Origin of the sequence: Burkholderia sp. E168m23 (genome assembly GCF_016586125.1) — a bacterium.
Lineage (GTDB): Bacteria > Pseudomonadota > Gammaproteobacteria > Burkholderiales > Burkholderiaceae > Burkholderia > Burkholderia orbicola.
In genome coordinates, this window is the sequence record NZ_BCPP01000030.1 from 1 (window position 1) to 17,546 (window position 17,546).

The 17,546-nt window shown below is 65.2% G+C and carries 17 protein-coding genes; 11 read left to right on the plus strand and 6 right to left on the minus strand.

The window, feature by feature from the left end; all coding sequences use genetic code 11:
- A partial coding sequence (locus JMF90_RS02975; RefSeq protein WP_201324953.1) for an MFS transporter occupies window positions 1-495 on the plus strand: 495 nt, incomplete at its 5' end.
- The gene (locus tag JMF90_RS02980) at window positions 492-1,388 is read left to right on the plus strand and encodes an oxidoreductase (protein WP_054928640.1); all 897 of its coding nucleotides are present in this window, start codon (window positions 492-494) and stop codon (window positions 1,386-1,388) included. The genes JMF90_RS02975 and JMF90_RS02980, both read left to right, overlap by 4 nt.
- A 133-nt stretch (window positions 1,389-1,521) precedes the next feature.
- Here the strand turns inward: JMF90_RS02980 and JMF90_RS02985 are convergent, their stop codons facing one another.
- Complete coding sequence (locus tag JMF90_RS02985) at window positions 1,522-2,121, minus strand: DJ-1/PfpI family protein (RefSeq protein WP_054928636.1); 600 nt, start codon at window positions 2,119-2,121, stop codon at window positions 1,522-1,524.
- A gap of 410 nt (window positions 2,122-2,531) precedes the next feature.
- Between JMF90_RS02985 and JMF90_RS02990 the strand changes: the two genes are divergently transcribed.
- Window positions 2,532-3,689: a DUF4382 domain-containing protein gene (locus JMF90_RS02990; RefSeq protein WP_054928635.1), complete on the plus strand. Its 1,158-nt coding sequence runs from the start codon at window positions 2,532-2,534 to the stop codon at window positions 3,687-3,689.
- A 302-nt stretch (window positions 3,690-3,991) separates the two neighbouring features.
- Here the strand turns inward: JMF90_RS02990 and JMF90_RS02995 are convergent, their stop codons facing one another.
- Genes JMF90_RS02995 through JMF90_RS03005 form a run of 3 tightly spaced genes read right to left on the minus strand, consistent with a single transcriptional unit; the run spans window position 3,992 to window position 6,622 of the window.
- Window positions 3,992-4,453 carry a chromate resistance protein ChrB domain-containing protein gene (locus tag JMF90_RS02995; protein ID WP_027808404.1) on the minus strand — a complete coding sequence of 154 codons (462 nt, stop codon included), beginning with the start codon at window positions 4,451-4,453 and terminating at the stop codon, window positions 3,992-3,994.
- A 14-nt stretch (window positions 4,454-4,467) separates the two neighbouring features.
- Window positions 4,468-5,640, minus strand: coding sequence for a chromate transporter (locus JMF90_RS03000; RefSeq protein ID WP_054928634.1), 1,173 nt, complete (start codon window positions 5,638-5,640; stop codon window positions 4,468-4,470).
- Window positions 5,641-5,659: 19 nt separating this feature from the next.
- Complete coding sequence (locus tag JMF90_RS03005; RefSeq protein ID WP_054928639.1) at window positions 5,660-6,622, minus strand: chromate resistance protein ChrB domain-containing protein; 963 nt, start codon at window positions 6,620-6,622, stop codon at window positions 5,660-5,662.
- A gap of 361 nt (window positions 6,623-6,983) precedes the next feature.
- Between JMF90_RS03005 and JMF90_RS03010 the strand changes: the two genes are divergently transcribed.
- From JMF90_RS03010 to rpsU, 4 genes are all read left to right on the plus strand, one after another.
- Window positions 6,984-7,313, plus strand: coding sequence for a hypothetical protein (locus JMF90_RS03010; protein ID WP_011549144.1), 330 nt, complete (start codon window positions 6,984-6,986; stop codon window positions 7,311-7,313).
- A gap of 306 nt (window positions 7,314-7,619) precedes the next feature.
- Complete coding sequence (locus tag JMF90_RS03015) at window positions 7,620-7,904, plus strand: hypothetical protein (protein ID WP_027808401.1); 285 nt, start codon at window positions 7,620-7,622, stop codon at window positions 7,902-7,904.
- A gap of 48 nt (window positions 7,905-7,952) precedes the next feature.
- On the plus strand, window positions 7,953-8,162 hold the full coding sequence (locus tag JMF90_RS03020; protein ID WP_054928638.1) for a hypothetical protein: 210 nt from the start codon (window positions 7,953-7,955) through the stop codon (window positions 8,160-8,162).
- A gap of 33 nt (window positions 8,163-8,195) precedes the next feature.
- The gene (gene rpsU, locus JMF90_RS03025) at window positions 8,196-8,408 is read left to right on the plus strand and encodes a 30S ribosomal protein S21 (RefSeq protein ID WP_011549147.1); all 213 of its coding nucleotides are present in this window, start codon (window positions 8,196-8,198) and stop codon (window positions 8,406-8,408) included.
- Window positions 8,409-8,616: 208 nt separating this feature from the next.
- Here the strand turns inward: rpsU and JMF90_RS03030 are convergent, their stop codons facing one another.
- On the minus strand, window positions 8,617-9,894 hold the full coding sequence (locus JMF90_RS03030) for an ATP-binding protein (RefSeq protein WP_054928633.1): 1,278 nt from the start codon (window positions 9,892-9,894) through the stop codon (window positions 8,617-8,619).
- Window positions 9,878-10,627 (minus strand): response regulator, encoded by a 750-nt coding sequence (locus JMF90_RS03035; RefSeq protein WP_027809817.1) that lies wholly within the window; start codon window positions 10,625-10,627, stop codon window positions 9,878-9,880. The genes JMF90_RS03030 and JMF90_RS03035 overlap by 17 nt, the downstream gene beginning before the upstream one ends.
- A gap of 325 nt (window positions 10,628-10,952) precedes the next feature.
- Between JMF90_RS03035 and JMF90_RS03040 the strand changes: the two genes are divergently transcribed.
- The 4 genes from JMF90_RS03040 to JMF90_RS03055 all read left to right on the plus strand — a co-directional run.
- Complete coding sequence (locus tag JMF90_RS03040; RefSeq protein WP_054928632.1) at window positions 10,953-12,209, plus strand: efflux RND transporter periplasmic adaptor subunit; 1,257 nt, start codon at window positions 10,953-10,955, stop codon at window positions 12,207-12,209.
- A gap of 12 nt (window positions 12,210-12,221) precedes the next feature.
- Window positions 12,222-15,419: an efflux RND transporter permease subunit gene (locus tag JMF90_RS03045; RefSeq protein WP_054928631.1), complete on the plus strand. Its 3,198-nt coding sequence runs from the start codon at window positions 12,222-12,224 to the stop codon at window positions 15,417-15,419.
- A complete protein-coding gene (locus tag JMF90_RS03050) occupies window positions 15,416-16,843 on the plus strand; it encodes an efflux transporter outer membrane subunit (protein ID WP_054928630.1) in 1,428 nt (475 codons plus the stop codon). Before JMF90_RS03045 ends, JMF90_RS03050 begins: the two co-directional genes overlap by 4 nt.
- Before the next feature lie 370 nt (window positions 16,844-17,213).
- On the plus strand, window positions 17,214-17,546 hold a 333-nt coding region (locus JMF90_RS03055; RefSeq protein ID WP_201324954.1), incomplete at its 3' end, for a transporter substrate-binding domain-containing protein.

A 17,546-nucleotide genomic window follows, 5' to 3' on the forward strand; every position in this document is an offset into this window, starting at 1 on the left:
CTGCCTTTCCTGCTGAAGGCAAAGGGCGTCTCGCCTCAACTGCTGGGAACGGCCCTCGCACTCGTTTTCATTGGCGGTGCGGCCGGCAAGTTCATGTGCGGCTGGCTCGGCGCGCGCCTGGGTATGGTGAGGACGGTGCTGCTCACGGAGGGCGGGACAGCAGCGTGCATCATCGCGGTGATGTATCTCCCGTTGGCGCCGAGCATGGTGCTGCTGCCGATTCTGGGTATGATGCTCAACGGCACTTCGTCGGTGCTGTACGGAACCGTCCCCGAGCTGTCCGCACCCGAGCGCACCGAGCGCGCATTCGCGATTTTCTATACGGGGACGATCGCATCGGGCGCGCTATCGCCCGTTCTCTACGGTTTCCTGGGCGACCGGATCGGTGTGCACGGCGCCACCTATGCGACCGCGTTGACCGCCCTCGCGATTTTTCCGCTCGCCCTCGCACTGCGCCCGCATCTGGCGGATGACCCGACAGGAGGAACACCATGACGAAATCCGGCTACCCGTCCGTCGCGCTCGTCGGTCCGGGCGCAATCGGCACGACCGTCGCCGCGGCCCTTCACGAAGCCGGCCGCACGCCGGTGATCTGCGGCCGCTCGGCGCACGCGGAATTGAAATTGCGCTTCGATGGCGGCGAGATCGTCGTGCCCGGGCCGGTCCTGACCGACCCGCAAGCGGTCAAGGAAACGGTCGATCTCGTGTTCGTTGCGGTCAAGTCGACGCAGACGGCGAGCGCGGCACCGTGGGTCGCCGCGCTATGCGATGCGAATACCGTCATCTGCGTGCTGCAAAACGGCGTCGAGCAAAAAGCCGCCTTCGCACCGTATGCGGCCGGCGCCGCGATCGTACCGTCGGTCGTCTGGTTTCCGGCGCAACGCGAATCGGGCGCGTCGGTGTGGCTGCGGGCCAAGCCTCGCCTCACCCTGCCCGATACGCCGGCGAGCAACGTGGTGGTCTCGGCCTTGCGCGGCACGCGCTGCGCGCCCGAGGTGGCGGAGGATTTCATCTCGCTCGCATGGCGCAAGCTGTTGCAGAACGCCGTGGCCGGGCTCATGGTGCTGACCGGTCGTCGCGCCGGCATGTTCTCGCGAAGCGACATCACCGAGCTGTCGCTCGCCTACCTGAAGGAATGTCTCGAGGTCGCGCGTGCGGAAGGCGCGAAGCTCGGCGATGAAGTGCCGCAGGAGATCGTCGATGGATTCCACGGCTTTCCGCCGGATTTGGGTACGTCGATTCTTGCCGACCGGCAGGGCAACCATCCGCTCGAATGGGACTGCCGGAATGGCGTCGTGCAGCGATACGGACGAAAGCATGGCATTCCGACGCCGATCAGCGATCTGGTCGTGCCGCTGCTCGCGGCAGCGAGCGACGGGCCGGGCTAATGCGGGACATGGTCTATCCAGCCCGACCAGCATGAATCCGCGCGGGAGACGACCCGGGTGAAAAACGCCACGGCGGCTTAGCGACTCGCGCCCCCCGGCTCATTGCGATGGAGGCTCGCCGCATCCTGTCGCGCTACTGCAAGTAGGGCTTGATGTTCGTCAGCGCGCGGGAAACATACTCGTCCTTCTCCCCGACCGGCGCGACATAGTGCAGCGCGCCGCGCGCGGCGTCCTCCCCTTCGAGACACGCGATGAGCCACGCGGCCAGATACGGCGAAGCAAGGCAGCCACCCGCCGTGGCGACGTTACCTCGGGCGAAGAAGGGCTGATTCAGGACCTCGACGCCAGCCTCGATCACCCAGGGTTTGGTCGTGAGATCGGTGCAGGCCGGGATCGTGCCGAGCAACCCGAGCTTCGCCAGAATCAACGTGCCCGAACATTGCGCGCCGATCAGCTGCCGGGCAGGGTCGAACCTGAGCTGCGCCATCAGTGCCGCGTCGTTGACGACGTCCCGCGTTTGAATACCGCTGCCGATGATGACGGCATCGTCCGTGCAAGCGTCCGCCAACGTCGATTGCGCGTGCACGGTTACCCCGTTCATCGACGTGACGGAAGGCTCCGGGCACGCAAGGGTGACGCGCCAGCCGGGCTTCCTGATTCGATTGAGCACGCCGAGCGCAATGAGGGAGTCGAGCTCGTTGAAGCCCTGGAAGGTTACGATCGCGATGTGCATGGGGCACCCTGTCTCCAGTCAGTCGACGCATCTTGCCAGATTGCCGCCACCCGCGGCCCTGCTTTGCCGACAACTCAGTGTTACAGCCGGCAAGCCTCCCGCCCTCACCGTCAATTTCGTATTCGTCCATTCGAGCCGCAGGCGAACTCGCGCCGCCAAAGCAATTTCTTGGCGTCACATGAGCGCCCCGTGTCAAAAGCGACGCTAACGTATGACAAAAGAGCTTCCTCCCACTCGGTACGAAGCAATCCCCCTCACCACCCGCAGCGCGCTCCAAACCAACACGAATCCGGTAAAGATTTACCGATCGAACAAATTGTTACGGCCCGTTTCAAAGATGTTCAAATAGTAGGCTGCAGCCCCGCTATTCTTCCGTCACCCACAATAACGATCCCAATGGGGGGTGACATATGAACAACATCATCAAGAGCGCCCTGTGCGCCGCCTTCGTACCATTCGTCCTCGCTGGTTGCGGCGGCGGCGACGACGGTGGCGGCACGCAAACCGGTACGCTGCACGTCGCGATGACCGATGCGCCATCGTGCGGTTTCGACCATGTGTACGTCACCGTCTCGCAAGTCCGCGTCAACGCCAACGCGAACGCCGCCGACAACGACGCCGGCTGGTCGACCGTTTCCCTCGCGACGCCGCAGAAGATCGACCTGCTGTCGCTGACCAACGGTGTGCTCGCCGATCTCGGCCAGACCGCGCTGCCTGCCGGCCAGTATCAGCAAGTTCGGCTGGTCCTCGCGCAGAATCAAGGTAACAACCTCGCAAACTCGGTCGTCCCGACCGGCGGCGTGGAACAGGCGCTCGCCACCCCGAGTGCGACGCAAAGCGGCTACAAGATCATCCAGCCGTTCACGGTCCAGCCCAACACGCTCGTCGATCTCGTGCTCGACTTCAACGCGTGCAAGTCGATCGTGCAGCGCGGCAACGGCTCGTATGCGCTGAAACCCGTCGTCACCGCGATCCCGACCGTCGTGAGCGGCGCGATCTCCGGCTACGTCGCCTCGGCCGAAGCCGGCGCGACCGTTTATGCCGAACAAGGCGGCAAGGTCGTCCGCGGCACGGTGGCCGACAGTTCCGGGAAGTTCGTGCTGTCGCCGCTGATCCAGAGCTCGACGCAGGGCAACTACGATGTCGTGATCGTGCAGAACAACTTCGCGTCGGGCATCGTCCGCTCGGTGCCCGTGGTCGTGAACACGACCACGGCGGTGTCGGCCTCGACCGCACCGATCACGCTGCCTGCGTCGACGATGAGCACCGTCAGCGGTACGGTGACGGCCAGCGCGAACGCATTCGTGCGGGCGCTGCAGACGGTCGACGCGAACGCGTACGAGATCACGTCGATCAACGCGAACATGGACACCGGCGCCTATTCGCTGTCGGTGCCCGCGGCAGCGCCGATCGTCGGCACTTACTCGGGTTCGCTGCCGGTCGCACTGGCCGCGGCGCCGGCCGCCGCCGGTCAATATACGATCGAGGCCGACGCGGCATCGGGCGCGACCCAATCGGCAAACGTCAACGCAACGACCAGTCAGTCCAACGTCAACTTCGGTTTCTGACGCGCCGACGGCATCATCGAAAGGGCCGAACGGCCCTTTCCTCTCAACGGGAGAACGAAGTGAAAAAAGGGGTTATCGCATTGCTCGCAGCGGCGAGCATGGTGGGTGCGCTCAGCGGGTGCGTCGCCTACGTTCCGGGCCCGCCGGTCGTGGTCGCGCCGCAAGGCGGGCCGGGGAATGGATTCTGTCCGCCGGGACAGGCCAAGAAAGGCAACTGTTGACGACATGCCCGCGCACCGCGGGCATTTTTTCATCCGTCGAGGGCGCCGGACGGTTCGACGAATTCCCCGTTCTCCGCGTCGTCACTCCGCCATCTTCGGCGGCCACGCATGGCCTTCGGCCTGGCAATGCCGGCACCACGCATACAGCGCGTCGTACATCACCAGACCATGCTCGAGCATGTCGTGATCGTCGGAAAACATGTCCGACAGCCCGAGCGAAATCGCATAAAGCCCGCTGGATTGCGGCGTCAGATCGAGCCGCGACGTATCCGCGCCGCGAATGATACGGGCCATGTGCTGCAGCGCCCGATCGTCGGCCAGACCATACTTGTCGAGAAACGCATCGAAACTGCATTGCTCGCCGACATGCGTCAATTCCACGCCCGGAATGTCGTACGGAATCGCACCGGTCTCGTTGGCGATCCGCAGCACGTCGCCCGGCGGGACGTACAGAAATTCGGGCGTCTCGTCGATAAAACGGGCAATGAGCCAGGGGCAGGCAACCCGGTCGATTTTCGGGCGTTGTCGCGTAATCCATTGCATGGCGGCCTCCACGGTCAGTGATGCAGCAGCGGGTACACGATCAGGCCGATCACGGCGGCCCCGCCCACGACCACCGGCTCCGACAGCTTCTTGAACCTGACCAGCAGCACGATCGCCGCGAGCGCCATCAAGGCGGTGGGCACATCGACGATCGAACGTCGGGCCAGCACGATCACCGACCCCGTGATCGCGCCGACGGCCGCGGCCGTCACGCCGTCGACGAATGCCAGGATCGCCGGCAGCCTGCCGTACTTCTTGAAGTACGGGGCCGGCAACACGGTGAACAGGTAGCACGGCAGGAACGTGCCGGCCGCCGCCACGCATGCGCCCGGCAGCCCCGCCACCAGATAGCCGATGAAGCCCACCGTGATGACGACCGGGCCCGGCGTGATCATCGCGACGGCCACCGCATCGACGAACTGCTTCTCGTTGAGCCAATGGTGCTCGGTAACCACGCCCCCATAGAGGAACGGCACGATCGCGAGCCCCGAGCCGAACACGAAGGCGCCGGCCTTCGCAAAGAACGCGGCGAGTTGCGCGAGCTGCGGCCAGTCGACGATACCGAGCCATGCCCCGGTGGCGGAGACGGGCAACGCCACGGCCGCATCGACGCGCCGCTGGCGCAACCACCTGGGCGGCGCGCGCGTGAACCAGACGACCAGGCCCGCCGCGAGAAACAGCCACGCCACTTCCGATTCGGTGATCACCGTCACCGCGACCAGCGCGAGATAGATCGCCCATAGCAGCTTGTCGTGACCGATGCTTTTCGCGGTCAGCTTGCGCGCGCTGATCGCGATGATGCCGATCACCGCCGCGCCGACGCCGTAGAACACCGACTGCATCCACGTCAGGCCGCCGAATCGCGTGTATGCATAGCCGAGCAGCACCACCATCACAAACGAAGGCAGCACGAACGCGATCCCGACCAGCGTGGCGCCGACGATGCGGTAGTGCACGTAGCCGAGATAGATCGCCAGTTGCGCGGCAAGCGGGCCCGGGGCGAGCTGCGCGAGCGCCAGGCCCTCCTTGTAGTCCGCGTCCGCGATCCATCCGCGCGTGTCCACGAGATCCCGATGCATGTAGCCGGCGAGCGCGACCGGCCCGCCGAAACCGGTCGCGCCGAGCCACGCGAAGTACCGGGTCAGTTGCCACAGCGTATAGGCCGGGCGGTCGCGATGTGTATTCATGTCGAGGCGCGCAGAAAGGTCAGGGGTTTCGATTGCCACGGAAATGCACGTACAACGAATCGAGTACGGCGCCGATCTCCATCAGGAGCGCATCGTCGTCGGCAAGACGCTTGCGGGCACCCGCGAGAATGGCCTCGAATCCGCCGGCTTCCGGCACGGTGGCACCGCCCACGTCCAGCGCATGCACCATGGCGCCCAACCGGACGAGACCCGCGTTGTCGTCGAGTCCAAAGCTCGCGATCAGGACCTCGAACGACACGCGATCGCCCACATGCGTGAACGGGGCGCCGTCGAAATCGAAGCCCAGCGCGTCAGCCGGACAATCGGCGAGGTTGTCCAGCCACACGAAGCGCGCATGCGGATCGATGAAACGCCGAATCAGCCACGCGCTGGCGACGCGATCCACCCACAGGTGACGGCGCGTCGCCCACAGCCTGCCCTGATATTGCGCAGGGTCGCGACGCGGGATGCCGCGTTGAGCGGCATGCGGCTCGCCCGGAGAGCGCAACGCTTCGATCGCGGCGGTGAAATCCCGCCATTGCGCCTGCGCGCGCAGCGAGGTTTCGCCGGGAAAGAAATCGATGCTTCGAATGGCCTCGTACGTGCGAGCGTGGCGGCGTTGCAGGCGATTGAGATCGGCTGCCGCCAGATCCGGCAGCGTCTGGCGGGCCTCCGAAAGCTCGGCAAGCCACGCTGCGTAGTCGCCCGCGCGATCGAACAGCCGTTTGTACGCGTCTTCGTCGGCAGGGTCGTCCGCACGGACATCCAGCAACCACGCCTGCCCATCGCCGTTACGGGCCTCGTCGGCGAGCTCACGCAACTGCGCCGCCTGCTCGGCATGCGCCGGCAACAGGTAGGCACCGTCCCGCAGCGCACCACAGCCCAGCGCCTTGACGGTACGCCAGATGCGCATGCGGGCAGTCGCACCGGAGGTCGGCAGACTGACGATCAACAGCAGCCAGGAAGTCGGGACGGGATTCATGACGGCAGCATAGTGGGTCGTCACGAACACTGCAATTCGGTAGAGATCGCTACAATCTTTTGGTGGTAGACGGCTCCACTCGATGCGTGGAGCAGGAACACAGCAATGACGACAGTCAAGACTCCATCGCCATCCGGATCGATATATCGGGAAAATGGACAGAACGTCCGGTATCACATGAGCGCCGAAGTCGCGCGCGACGACATCGGGGCCAGCGCATCATGCCGTCATCGAGCGCGTGACCGACGTCGCAGCAGATGGTTACGATATTCTGCGAATCGAGCGGTTCAACGCATACACTGAAAGCACGCCACGGTGAACTCCCGTCGATCCGTCGCACGCTTTCCCGACACCGTTCCGAATGCAACTGGACGGCAAACGCAGGCCCGCCCACGAAACCGCTCCAATGACAATCGATCCCGGCTCCATTCCTTACTATCTCGTCCTTCGTGCGGGGTGGCCACCGTACGTGCTGAATTCGGATCGTCAGGTGCTCCGCCGTCAGGCGAGCCCGCTCTTGCTGGCATTCGCGCGCACGCGCGGAGCGATCGCACATGTCGACGACAGCGCGTGGAACGGCTTCTCCGACAGCGAAGGGCTCACGGTAGTCGAGCGTCGCGAAACCGGGTTCTTCTCGCTGGTCGCGGGGAACGAGACTGAACGTCAGTTGCAATTGCTGACGACCCTCTGACGTCGCCGCCCGCACCGCGCCTGCGATCTGACCACTCGTCCATCGCATCGTGTACCGTGTGCCGGTGCGTGCTTGCACCAACCCGGAATAAATCGACCGCTCGGCAAACGATGCGCGTATGATGGGTTCATCCGAGCGATCAGCCGTTCTTTGAGCGTTCGCCCCTCCACCCGCCCGCTTGCTGCATCGCCCCTCCCTCGCGCTGCAACGTTGTCCCCTTCACCCATCGGCCCGCCCCTCGACGGGAATACTGGCCGGATGTGTTCGCCCATGCGACTCGTCGTGGCCGAACGCCAGGAGTTCGTCATGAGCATGCACGTCTATCGTGGATTCGAGATTTATCCATTGATCTACCCTCACGTGGCGGCGCCGCAGGGCTGCCCGCACAACTACGACGCCGGGTTCGACGCGGCGGTCAAGATTTGCCTGCGCGGCACCACCGATACGCTGACGCAGAGCCAGACTTTCCGGTTGCGCGACACCGCCCCGTTCGACAACGCCGGTGACGCCCGTCGTGCGTCAGTGCGCTATGCCGAGAACATCATCGACGACAATCGCGGCAAACAGGGGTTCTTTTCGAGCGCGGGCTGACGCGTGCTCGCCGGTGCAACGCAATTTTTCGGCATTTTGGAGGACGAAATGATCATCGACGAACTGCTCGGCTTGATCAGACGAAATGAAGTCACCCGGATCGACACCGTCGTACCCGCCAGAATCGCCGATTCAGCGATGTGTCATCAACCCGAGCTGCACATGTTCATGGCGGTACGCGCGCTATCGATGGGAGCGGGATACTCGGAATTCGAATCCGACGAGATAGCAAGCGCCGTCATGACGCGGCTCGGCTAGCTTTCCGTTGCAACCTTTCCTGACAGGATCTACATGACGACAATTACGCTGAAGCTCAACGAACCGATCGATGTCGCCCTTCGGCGATTCCGGCGTGACATCGAGAAAACCGGGTTGATTCGCGAGTTGCGCGCTCGCACCGGCTACGAGAAGCCCACGACGGAGCGCAAGCGGAAAAAAGCCAGCGCCGTGGCCAGACAGCGCCTGCAAGCGAAGCGCCTGCTGCCGCCCCGAAAAATGTATTAGGTTCTGTTTTTGCGAAGCAACGATGTCAATTCGCAGGCCGTCGTTTAGCCGGCCGCAGGTGGCCGATGAGAGCGTCGACGAAGTGAGCTTGGCGGCAGCGGCATCGGTCTCGGAATACTTTCGGGCACGTTACGTTGGCAAGCGTGGCTATTTGTGTCGCGTTGCCGACCTTCGCGGCGCAAACGGGTCTCGACACCGCGTACGGGCTTCATTGCGCGGCGCTGAGCTTCGGAAACCTCATCACTATGACAAGCCCGCCGTCTGCCGCATTGGACATGTGCAGTGTGCCGCCGTGACGGCGAACGAGGCGGTGAACGATGGCCAGGCCCAAGCCGCTGTGCGAGGTGCCGCCGCGAGCGGGATCGAGCCGGACAAACGGACGCAGCACGCGATCCAGATCAGGCTCGGATACGCCGGGCCCGTGGTCTCGCACCACGAGTTCGTAATGCTCGCCATGCGCTCGCGTGGCGATCTCCACGGGCGGCTCGCCGTAGGTGAGCGCATTTTCGACGAGGTTCGAGAGCATGCGGTCGATATCGACCGCAGGTAGCATGAAGTCGGGCCCCGCGTGAAGATCGAGCGTGACGAGCGCATCTCGGTGCGCGTCGCCGCTCGGACTCAGCGCGTCGGTGTAATCGCGACGGCAATGCGTGTCCACGCTGATCAGCGGCGAACCTTCGGGGATCTCGCGCGCAAAGTCGAGAAACTGCGTGATGACACGCGACATGGACTCGGTATCGCGCAGAAAACCCTCGCGATCGCCACGATCGGTCAGCAGGTCGGCCCGCACCTGCATGCGTGTGATCGGTGTGCGCAGGTCGTGCGCGATACTCGCCAGCATCACGGCGCGCTCGCGCTCGGCCACGGCCAGCTCGCCGGTCATGTCGTTAAAGTCGCCGATCAACTCGCGCAATTCGCGCGGCCCGCGCTTGCGCACGATGTTCAGGTGGTGGCCGGTGCGATGTTCGCGCGCGGCTGCGGCAAGATCGCGAATGGGGCGATTCAATTGCCAGGCAAGCACGACGGCAACCCCGATAGCGAACACCAGCGTCAACGCCAGCACCCCGGTGAAGCGGCTCACCGGCACCTCGGCTCGCGGCAGCACGATGCCACGTGTGCTGCCCGCGCGGAGCACGCGCAGCGTGCCGTCGTCGTCCATTGCCACGTGGGTGCCCGGCGGCAGCACGTGCCGCAATTGCCGTTCGATGGGCCCGTTCGTGTCGCCGCGAAAGCGCTGCGCGTCGGCGGCCGGCAGTTGCTTCAGGTCCACGAACGAAATACCGAGAATGTCCGCCACGGACCGCTCGCCGCCGCTGTCCTGCCCGCCCATGCTGGCGGCAGTTTCCACAACGCGCGAAATATGGAAGGCGGCGAGGCTCGCGCGCGTTCGCTCGATCAGCAGCAGCGACGTAAGATGAACCACCACCAGCAGGCCCACCGTGGTGATGACGAGCCGGCCGAACATCGTGTCAAGTGGATTCTTCATCGGCCGGGTTGTCGGGAATGAACATGTAGCCGATCCCGCGCACGGTTTGCAGCCGTCGGGGATTGGACGGGTCGTCCTCGATCAGGCGGCGCAGACGCCATACCGGCACGTCGATGCCGCGCTCGGTCACTTCGGCGTCCGGGCCGTGGAGCAATTCGATGAGCCGCGTACGCGAAAGCGTTTCCATGGGGTGCGAGGCCAGCACCTCGAGCAGCGCGTACTCGCCGCCAGTGAGCTTCACGGGCGTGCCTTCGCGCAGCAGCGTGCGCGTCGAGAAATCCAGTTCGAAGCGGCCGAACCGGCACGGGGTGGGCTTCTCCCGCACCGCCGTGGTTCTCGGTGGCCCTTGGCGGCGCAGCACTGCCTGGATGCGCGCGAGCAGTTCCTGTGGCATGAACGGCTTGCCCAGATAGTCGTCCGCCCCGAGTTCGAGCCCGAGCACGCGGTCAATGCCTTCGGCGCGCGCGGTCAGCATGATGACGGGAATCGTGTCGCCGCTCGCGCGCAGTTGCTTGAGCGCGGTGAGGCCATCCACGCCCGGCATCATCAAGTCCAGCACGATGATGGCCGGCCGTTCGCGCTCCAGCCGCCGCGCGAGATTCGTTGCGTCGTGCAGAACGGAGAACTCGATGCCGCGCTGCTGGAAGAACCTGCGCAGCAGGTCGCGCAGTTCCGCATCGTCGTCGACGAGCAGGACTTGCGGCGCGGCGTCGGGGATGGAAGGTGGGTGCATTTCAGGTATTCAGGGCGGCGTGAGGACGCAATGATGGTAGCCCGGATACGACCTGACTGGCTTTCGGAATATTACTGTGATTTGCGATCGCTGACGGAACCGGCACAAAAGTCGGGCCGCGCGGGTATTACGTACACCGAAAGCCCGATTCTCCTTTCCCTGTCGGGGCGCTTCACTGGACAGTAAGTTTCAGTAAGCACAAAAAAATGCGCCATCGGTAGCGTTACGCCTTGTCCAGCACCGGTACCGCCGAGGTACCTCTGAAGTGTCCGGTGCCGTCCCGTTCTCGCATCGCGCGACATCGCGATGCCCAAACAGGTCAAAGATGAAGACGCCCATTCTCCCGAACCACGCGCACCACCCCATGACGTGCAGGCCGCGCCAGCTGTTTGCCGCACTCTCGATACTTGCGATAGTCGGAACCGCCGGCTGCAACAGGCAGACCGGCGCCCCGGCCGGCGGCTCCGCCGCGCAGACCGCACAGGTAGGCGTGCTCTCCCTCGCACCGCAGCGCATCGTCGAAACCACCGAACTCGCCGGCCGCCTTTCCTCGCAGAAGGTCTCCGACGTGCGACCGCAGGTGAGCGGCATCATCCTCAAGCGCCTGTTCATGGAAGGCGGCGACGTGAAGGCGGGCCAGGTGCTCTACCAGATCGATCCGGCCACCTACCAGGCTGCCTACGATCAGGCGCGCGGCACGCTGGAAAACGCCCGCGCCACGCTGGCTTCGGCGAGGACGAAAGCGGACCGCTTCACCGAACTCGTGAAGATCAACGCCGTGAGCAAGCAGGACTACGACGATGCCGTCGCTGCGGTTCGCGAAGACGCCGCGAACGTCACGGCCGACGAGGCAGCGCTCGAATCCGCGCGCGTGAACCTCGAATACACGCGCGTGCGTGCGCCCATTTCCGGACGCATCGGCGCATCGACCGTGACGGAAGGCGCGCTCGTCACCTCGAACCAGACCACCGCGCTCGCCACCATCCAGGCGTTCGACCAGATGTACCTCGACGTCACGCGCCCCAGCACGGAATGGCTGAGGCTTCGCAAGGCCTTCGCTTCCGGGCGCCTGAAGAAGACAGGCAGCGACAGCGCCGCCGTCACGCTCGTGATGGAAGACGGTACCGAATATGCCCACCCCGGCGCGCTGCAGTTCTCCGGCGTCACGGTGGACGCCACCACGGGTTCGGTCACGCTGCGCAGTACGTTCCCGAACCCCGAACGCGAATTGCTGCCCGGCATGTTCGTGCGCGCCCGCCTGGAAGAAGGCGAGAACGACAACGCGATACTCGTACCGCAGATGGCCGTGACGCGCGCGTCAGACGGCAAGGCGAGCGTCTACGTCGTGGATGCGGCCGGCAACGCGCGGCAGGTGCAAGTCACGGCCGACAACGCATTCCGGGACCAATGGATCGTGACCTCAGGCCTGCACACCGGCGACCGCGTGATCGTGAACGGCCTGCAGAGCGTGCATGCGGGCGCGCCGGTCAAGGTGGCGGCCGATACGCCGCAGACGCAGGCGAACGCGGCATCCGCGGCACCCGCGACGGACACGGCCCCGACCGTGTCGGCACAACGCTAGGCGGAGAACGGCATGGCAGAGTTCTTCATCAAGCGTCCCATTCTCGCGTGGGTCATGGCCATCGTCATCATGCTGGTGGGCGCGGCGGCGGTCACGAGTCTTCCCGTCGCGCAGTACCCCACCATCGCGCCGCCCTCGGTGCAGGTGACGGCCACTTACCCCGGCGCCTCCGCCGACACCGTCGCGGCAACCGTGACCCAGGTGATCGAGCAGAAGCTGAGCGGCATCGACAACGTGCTGTACATGTCGTCCACGAGCAGTTCCGCCGGGCAGGCCACCATCACGCTGACGTTCAATCCCGGCACGAATCCCGACATCGCGCAGGTACAGGTGCAGAACAAGGTGACGCAGGCCACGCCTACCCTGCCCCAAACGGTGCAGGAGCAAGGTGTGCAGGTCGCGAAGGCGTCGACGAGCTTCCTCATGATCGTCGCGCTCTCGTCGCCGGGCGGCACCTGGAATTCGGTGGATCTCGGCAACATCATCGCGACCCGGATCGAAGATCCGCTCGCGCAGTTGAACGGCGTGGGCGACGTGACGCTGTTCGGCTCGCAGCACGCGATGCGCATCTGGCTCAACCCGGTGAAGCTGCACAGCTTCGGACTCACGCCCGCCGACGTGACCACGGCCATCACGAACCAGAACGTCGAGCTTTCCACGGGGCAGGTCGGCGGCTCGCCGGCAACGGATTCGCAGGCCATCAACGCGACCATCCGTTCGTCGAGTCTGCTGACGACCGCCGACCAGTTCGCCGGCATCCTGCTGCGCGTGAACAGCGACGGCTCGCGCGTGCTGCTGAGGGACGTGGCGCGCGTGGAGGTAGGCGGCGACAGCTACGACACCTCGTCGCGCCTGAACGGCAAGCCGGCATCCGCGCTCGCCATCAAGCTCGCCACCGGCGCCAACGCGCTGGACGCAGCCAACGCCGTGCGCGCGAAGCTCGCCGAGATCCAGCTGCAATTACCGAAGGACGTCGCGATCAGTTATCCGTACGACACCACGCCGTTCGTTCGCATCTCGATCGAAGAGGTCGTGAAGACGCTGTTCGAAGCGGTCGTACTGGTCTTCCTCGTGATGTACCTGTTCCTGCAGAACGTGCGCGCCACGCTGATTCCGACCATCGTGGTGCCCGTTGCGCTGCTCGGCACGTTCGGTGTGACGTCGATGATCGGTTTTTCGATCAACGTCCTCTCGATGTTCGCGATGGTGCTCGCCATCGGCCTGCTCGTGGACGACGCCATCGTGGTGGTGGAAAACGTCGAGCGCATCATGAGCGAGGAGAAGCTCGGCCCGAAGGAAGCCACGCACAAGGCGATGGGGCAGATTACCGGCGCCCTGGTCGGCGTGACCACCGTGCTCACCGCCGTCTTCATTCCGATGGCGTTCTTCGCGGGCTCCACGGGCGCGATCTACCGGCAGTTCTCCATCACCATCGTCTCGGCGATGCTGCTGTCGGTCATGCTCGCGCTTACGCTCACGCCGGCGCTGTGCGCCACGCTGCTCAAGCGCGCCGACGTGGAGCACCACGAAAAGCGCGGCTTCTTCGGCTGGTTCAACCGGTGGTTCGCCAAGAGCAATGCGGGTTACAGTTCCTCGCTCGCACGCGTGGTCGCGCGGCCCGCGCGTTACATGCTTCTCTACGGCGCGATCGCCGGCGTCGTGGCGCTGCTCTACGTCACGTTGCCCTCCTCGTTCCTGCCTGACGAAGACCAGGGCTACTTCATCGTGTCGATCAGCGCGCCCGCGGGCACGCCGGCCTCGCGCACGCTGAAGACGGTGGAGGCCGTGGAGCAGTACGTGCTGAAAGACGAGCCGGGCGTCAAGCAGGTCATCGCCATCAACGGCTTCAGCTTCAACGGCCAGGGGCAGAACAACGCCATCGCGTTCGTGACGCTCAAGGACTGGAGCCTGCGCGGTTCGCGCGACAGCGCGTCGGCCATCATCGCGCGCGCCAGCCAGCATTTCGCCGGCAATCGCGACGCGCGCATCTTCGTGCTGAATCCGCCCGCCATTCAGGAACTGGGTACGCAAAGCGGCCTCGACTTCGAGATAGAAGACCGCGGCGGCGCAGGCCACGACAAGCTGCTCGCGGTGCGCAACCAGTTTCTCGGCATGGCGTCGAAGGAACCGACGCTCGCGATGGTGCGCCCGTCCGGCCTTGAAGACACGCCGCAGCTGCAGGTGGACATCGACCGCGAAAAAGCCAACGCGCTGGGGCTTTCCATCTCCGACGTCAACGACACGCTGCAGACCGCGTTCGGTTCGTCCTACGTGAACAACTACATCGACACGGGGCGCGTGCAGAAAGTCTATGTGCAGTCGGACGCGCCGTATCGCATGATGCCTGCCGACCTCGGCGACTGGTATGTGAAGGCAGGCAGCAGTTCGTCGGGTTCGTCGTCCTCGTCGTCCTCGAGCACCACCACGAGCACGACAGGCTACGACGCCACGATGGTGCCCTTCTCGTCGTTCGCAAAGAGCCACTGGACGTTCGGGCCGCCACAGATCGAGCGCTACAACCGGCAGCTCGCCGCGGGCATGTCGGCCGCCACGCGGCCCGGCGTGAGCACCGGCGAGGCGATGACGGCAGTCGAACAGCTTGCGCACAAACTACCGCCCGGCTTCGCCGTGGAATGGACGGGCCAGTCGTATCAGGAGAAGCAGGCCGGCTCGCAAGCCACGGTGCTCTATGCGATCTCGCTCGTCGTCGTGTTCCTGTGCCTTGCGGGCCTCTACGAAAGCTGGTCGATTCCGCTTGCGGTGCTGCTCGTCGTGCCGCTCGGTGTGCTGGGCGCGTTACTGGCCGCTCACGGGCGCGGGCTTTCGAACGACATCTACTTCAAGGTGGGGCTGCTGGCCACTATCGGTCTGTCCACGAAGAACGCCATCCTGATCGTCGAGTTCGCGAAGGATCTGCAGGCGCAGGGGCACAGCCTCGTGGACGCCGTACTCGAAGCCGCCCACATGCGGCTGCGCCCCATTCTCATGACTTCGCTCGCGTTCGTGTTCGGCGTGCTGCCGCTCGTCATCAGTACGGGGGCCGGCGCCGGCGCACGCCACGCCATCGGCACCGGCGTGACGGGCGGCATGATCGCGGCCACGGTGCTCGCCATCTTCTTCGTACCGGTCTTCTTCGTCGTGGTGCGCAGACTGTTCAACGAACACGGTCACACCACGGACACCGCCGACATCAACGAGGGCAACGCATGAAACGCACACTGATCGCCCTTGTTTGCACGGGCGTGCTGGCAGGCTGCACGCTGGACCCGACGTACCAAAGGCCGGCCGCACCGGTCGACGACACCTGGTCCACCGTGCCCGCGCTGGCGCAGCCGAAGGCCGCGCAGAGCACGGCTGCGGCACCGCCGGGAGCCGACCTCGGCTGGCGCGATTTCTTCAAGGACCCGCGACTGCAAAAGCTGATCGAACTCGCGCTCGCGAACAACCGCGACATGCGCGTGGCCGCGCTCAACGTGGCGCAGTACGAAGCGCAGTACCGCATTGCGCGCGCCAACGTCGGACCGGCCATCAACGCATCCGGCTCGGTCACGCGCGAACGCGTGGCCGGCTCCACGAGCGCATACAGTTCGAGCAGCGCGAGCGTGGGCCTCACATCGTGGGAAATCGACTTCTTCGGCCGCCTGCGCAGCCTCAAGCGTCAGGCGCTGGAGCAGTACCTCGCCACGGACGCCGCGCGCACCAGCACGCAGATCAGCCTGATCGCGACCGTCGCCACCGACTATCTGCAACTGCTCTCCGACGAGACGTCGTTGCAGATCGCGCAGAACACCGTGGATGCGGACCAGCACACCTACGACCTCACGGTGAGCATGATGAAAATGGGCAGCGCGTCGCTGCAGGACGTGCGCCAGGCTGAAAATTCGCTGGCGAGCGCGCGGTCGAGTCTCGCCTCGTACACGCGTGCGGTCGCGCAGGACCGCAACGACCTGGTGGCCGAAATCGGTGCGCCGCTGCCCGACGATCTGCCGCAAGGCCCTTCGTTGATGGAAAGCGAGAACACGTTCGCGGACATCGGCGAAGGCGTGCCGTCGGACCTGCTCGCGCGCCGGCCCGACATCGTCGAAGCCGAGCACACGCTCAAGGCCGCCAACGCCAACATCGGCGCGGCGCGCGCCGCGTTCTTTCCGAAGATCGAGCTGACGGCTTCCGCGGGCACCACGAGCGGCAGCCTCTCGAACCTGTTCAAGGCGGGCACGGGGGCGTGGACGTTTGCGCCGTCCATTTCGGTGCCCATCTTCGACTTCGGCTACAACCGCGCCACGCTGGACGTGGCGAAGGTCGAGAAGGACATCGACATCGCCAACTACGAAAAGGCCATCCAGACGGCGTTCAAGGAAGTGTCGAATGCACTCGCGGGACGCACCACGTACGTCACCCAGGTAGCCGCGGACCGCGACTACGTCAACTCCGCGCAGCAGTACTACGACCTCGCGCAGGCACGCTACCGCAGCGGCACCGACAGCTTCCTGACCCTGCTCGACGCGCAGCGCACGCTCTACGCCGCGCAACAGCAACTGGTCACGGACATGCTCGCCAAGCAGTCCAATCTCATCACGCTGTACAAGGTGCTGGGCGGCGGCTGGCGGGAAACGAGCGCGGTGGCGCAGCGGTAGCCTCCGTACGCCCGTGAACGACGCGCTTTCCCACATCACGGGCGTCTTGCTATTGATGCTCCGTTCCCCCACGACGGGCTGCTGGAAACAGCCGTGCGCACGACGGATCGCACGCGGTTCTCACGAAAGAGCAGCGTACGGAGGCGTCGCCGGCCCTGTCGCTGATCACCGATGCACTGCGCCATCGACGCTGGCGCAGCGTCTCCCCCGCTCTATCGCGCGCCGCCCCGTCGCCACGGTGCGCCCGGCCCGATCGCACCGGCACGCCGGGCGACACGCTCCACCCGACGTCCCGGTGATAAGCTCGGCATCGACGCGCCGTCGCGCATCCCGTCACCCGACCAACCCTACGCCTCCCGCGAGTCCGCCCATGCCCATCGCTCCTGCTGTCGTCTCCGCCTTCACGCCCACCGGCAAGCTTCGCGCATCGATCAACCTCGGCAACCCGATCCTCGCGAACCGCGACCCGGTAACGGGCGAACCGTTCGGCGTATCGATCGACCTCGCCCGTGCCTTCGCCGAGCGCCTGTCGGCCGACCTGGAACTCGTCGTGTTCGACGCCGCCGGCAAATCGGTGCAGGCGCTGACCGACGAGCGCGCCGATTTCGGCTTCTTCGCGGTCGATCCGCTGCGCGGCGAAACGGTCGCGTTCACCGCGCCGTACGTGCTGATCGAAGGCTTCTATCTCGTGCCGGATGCATCG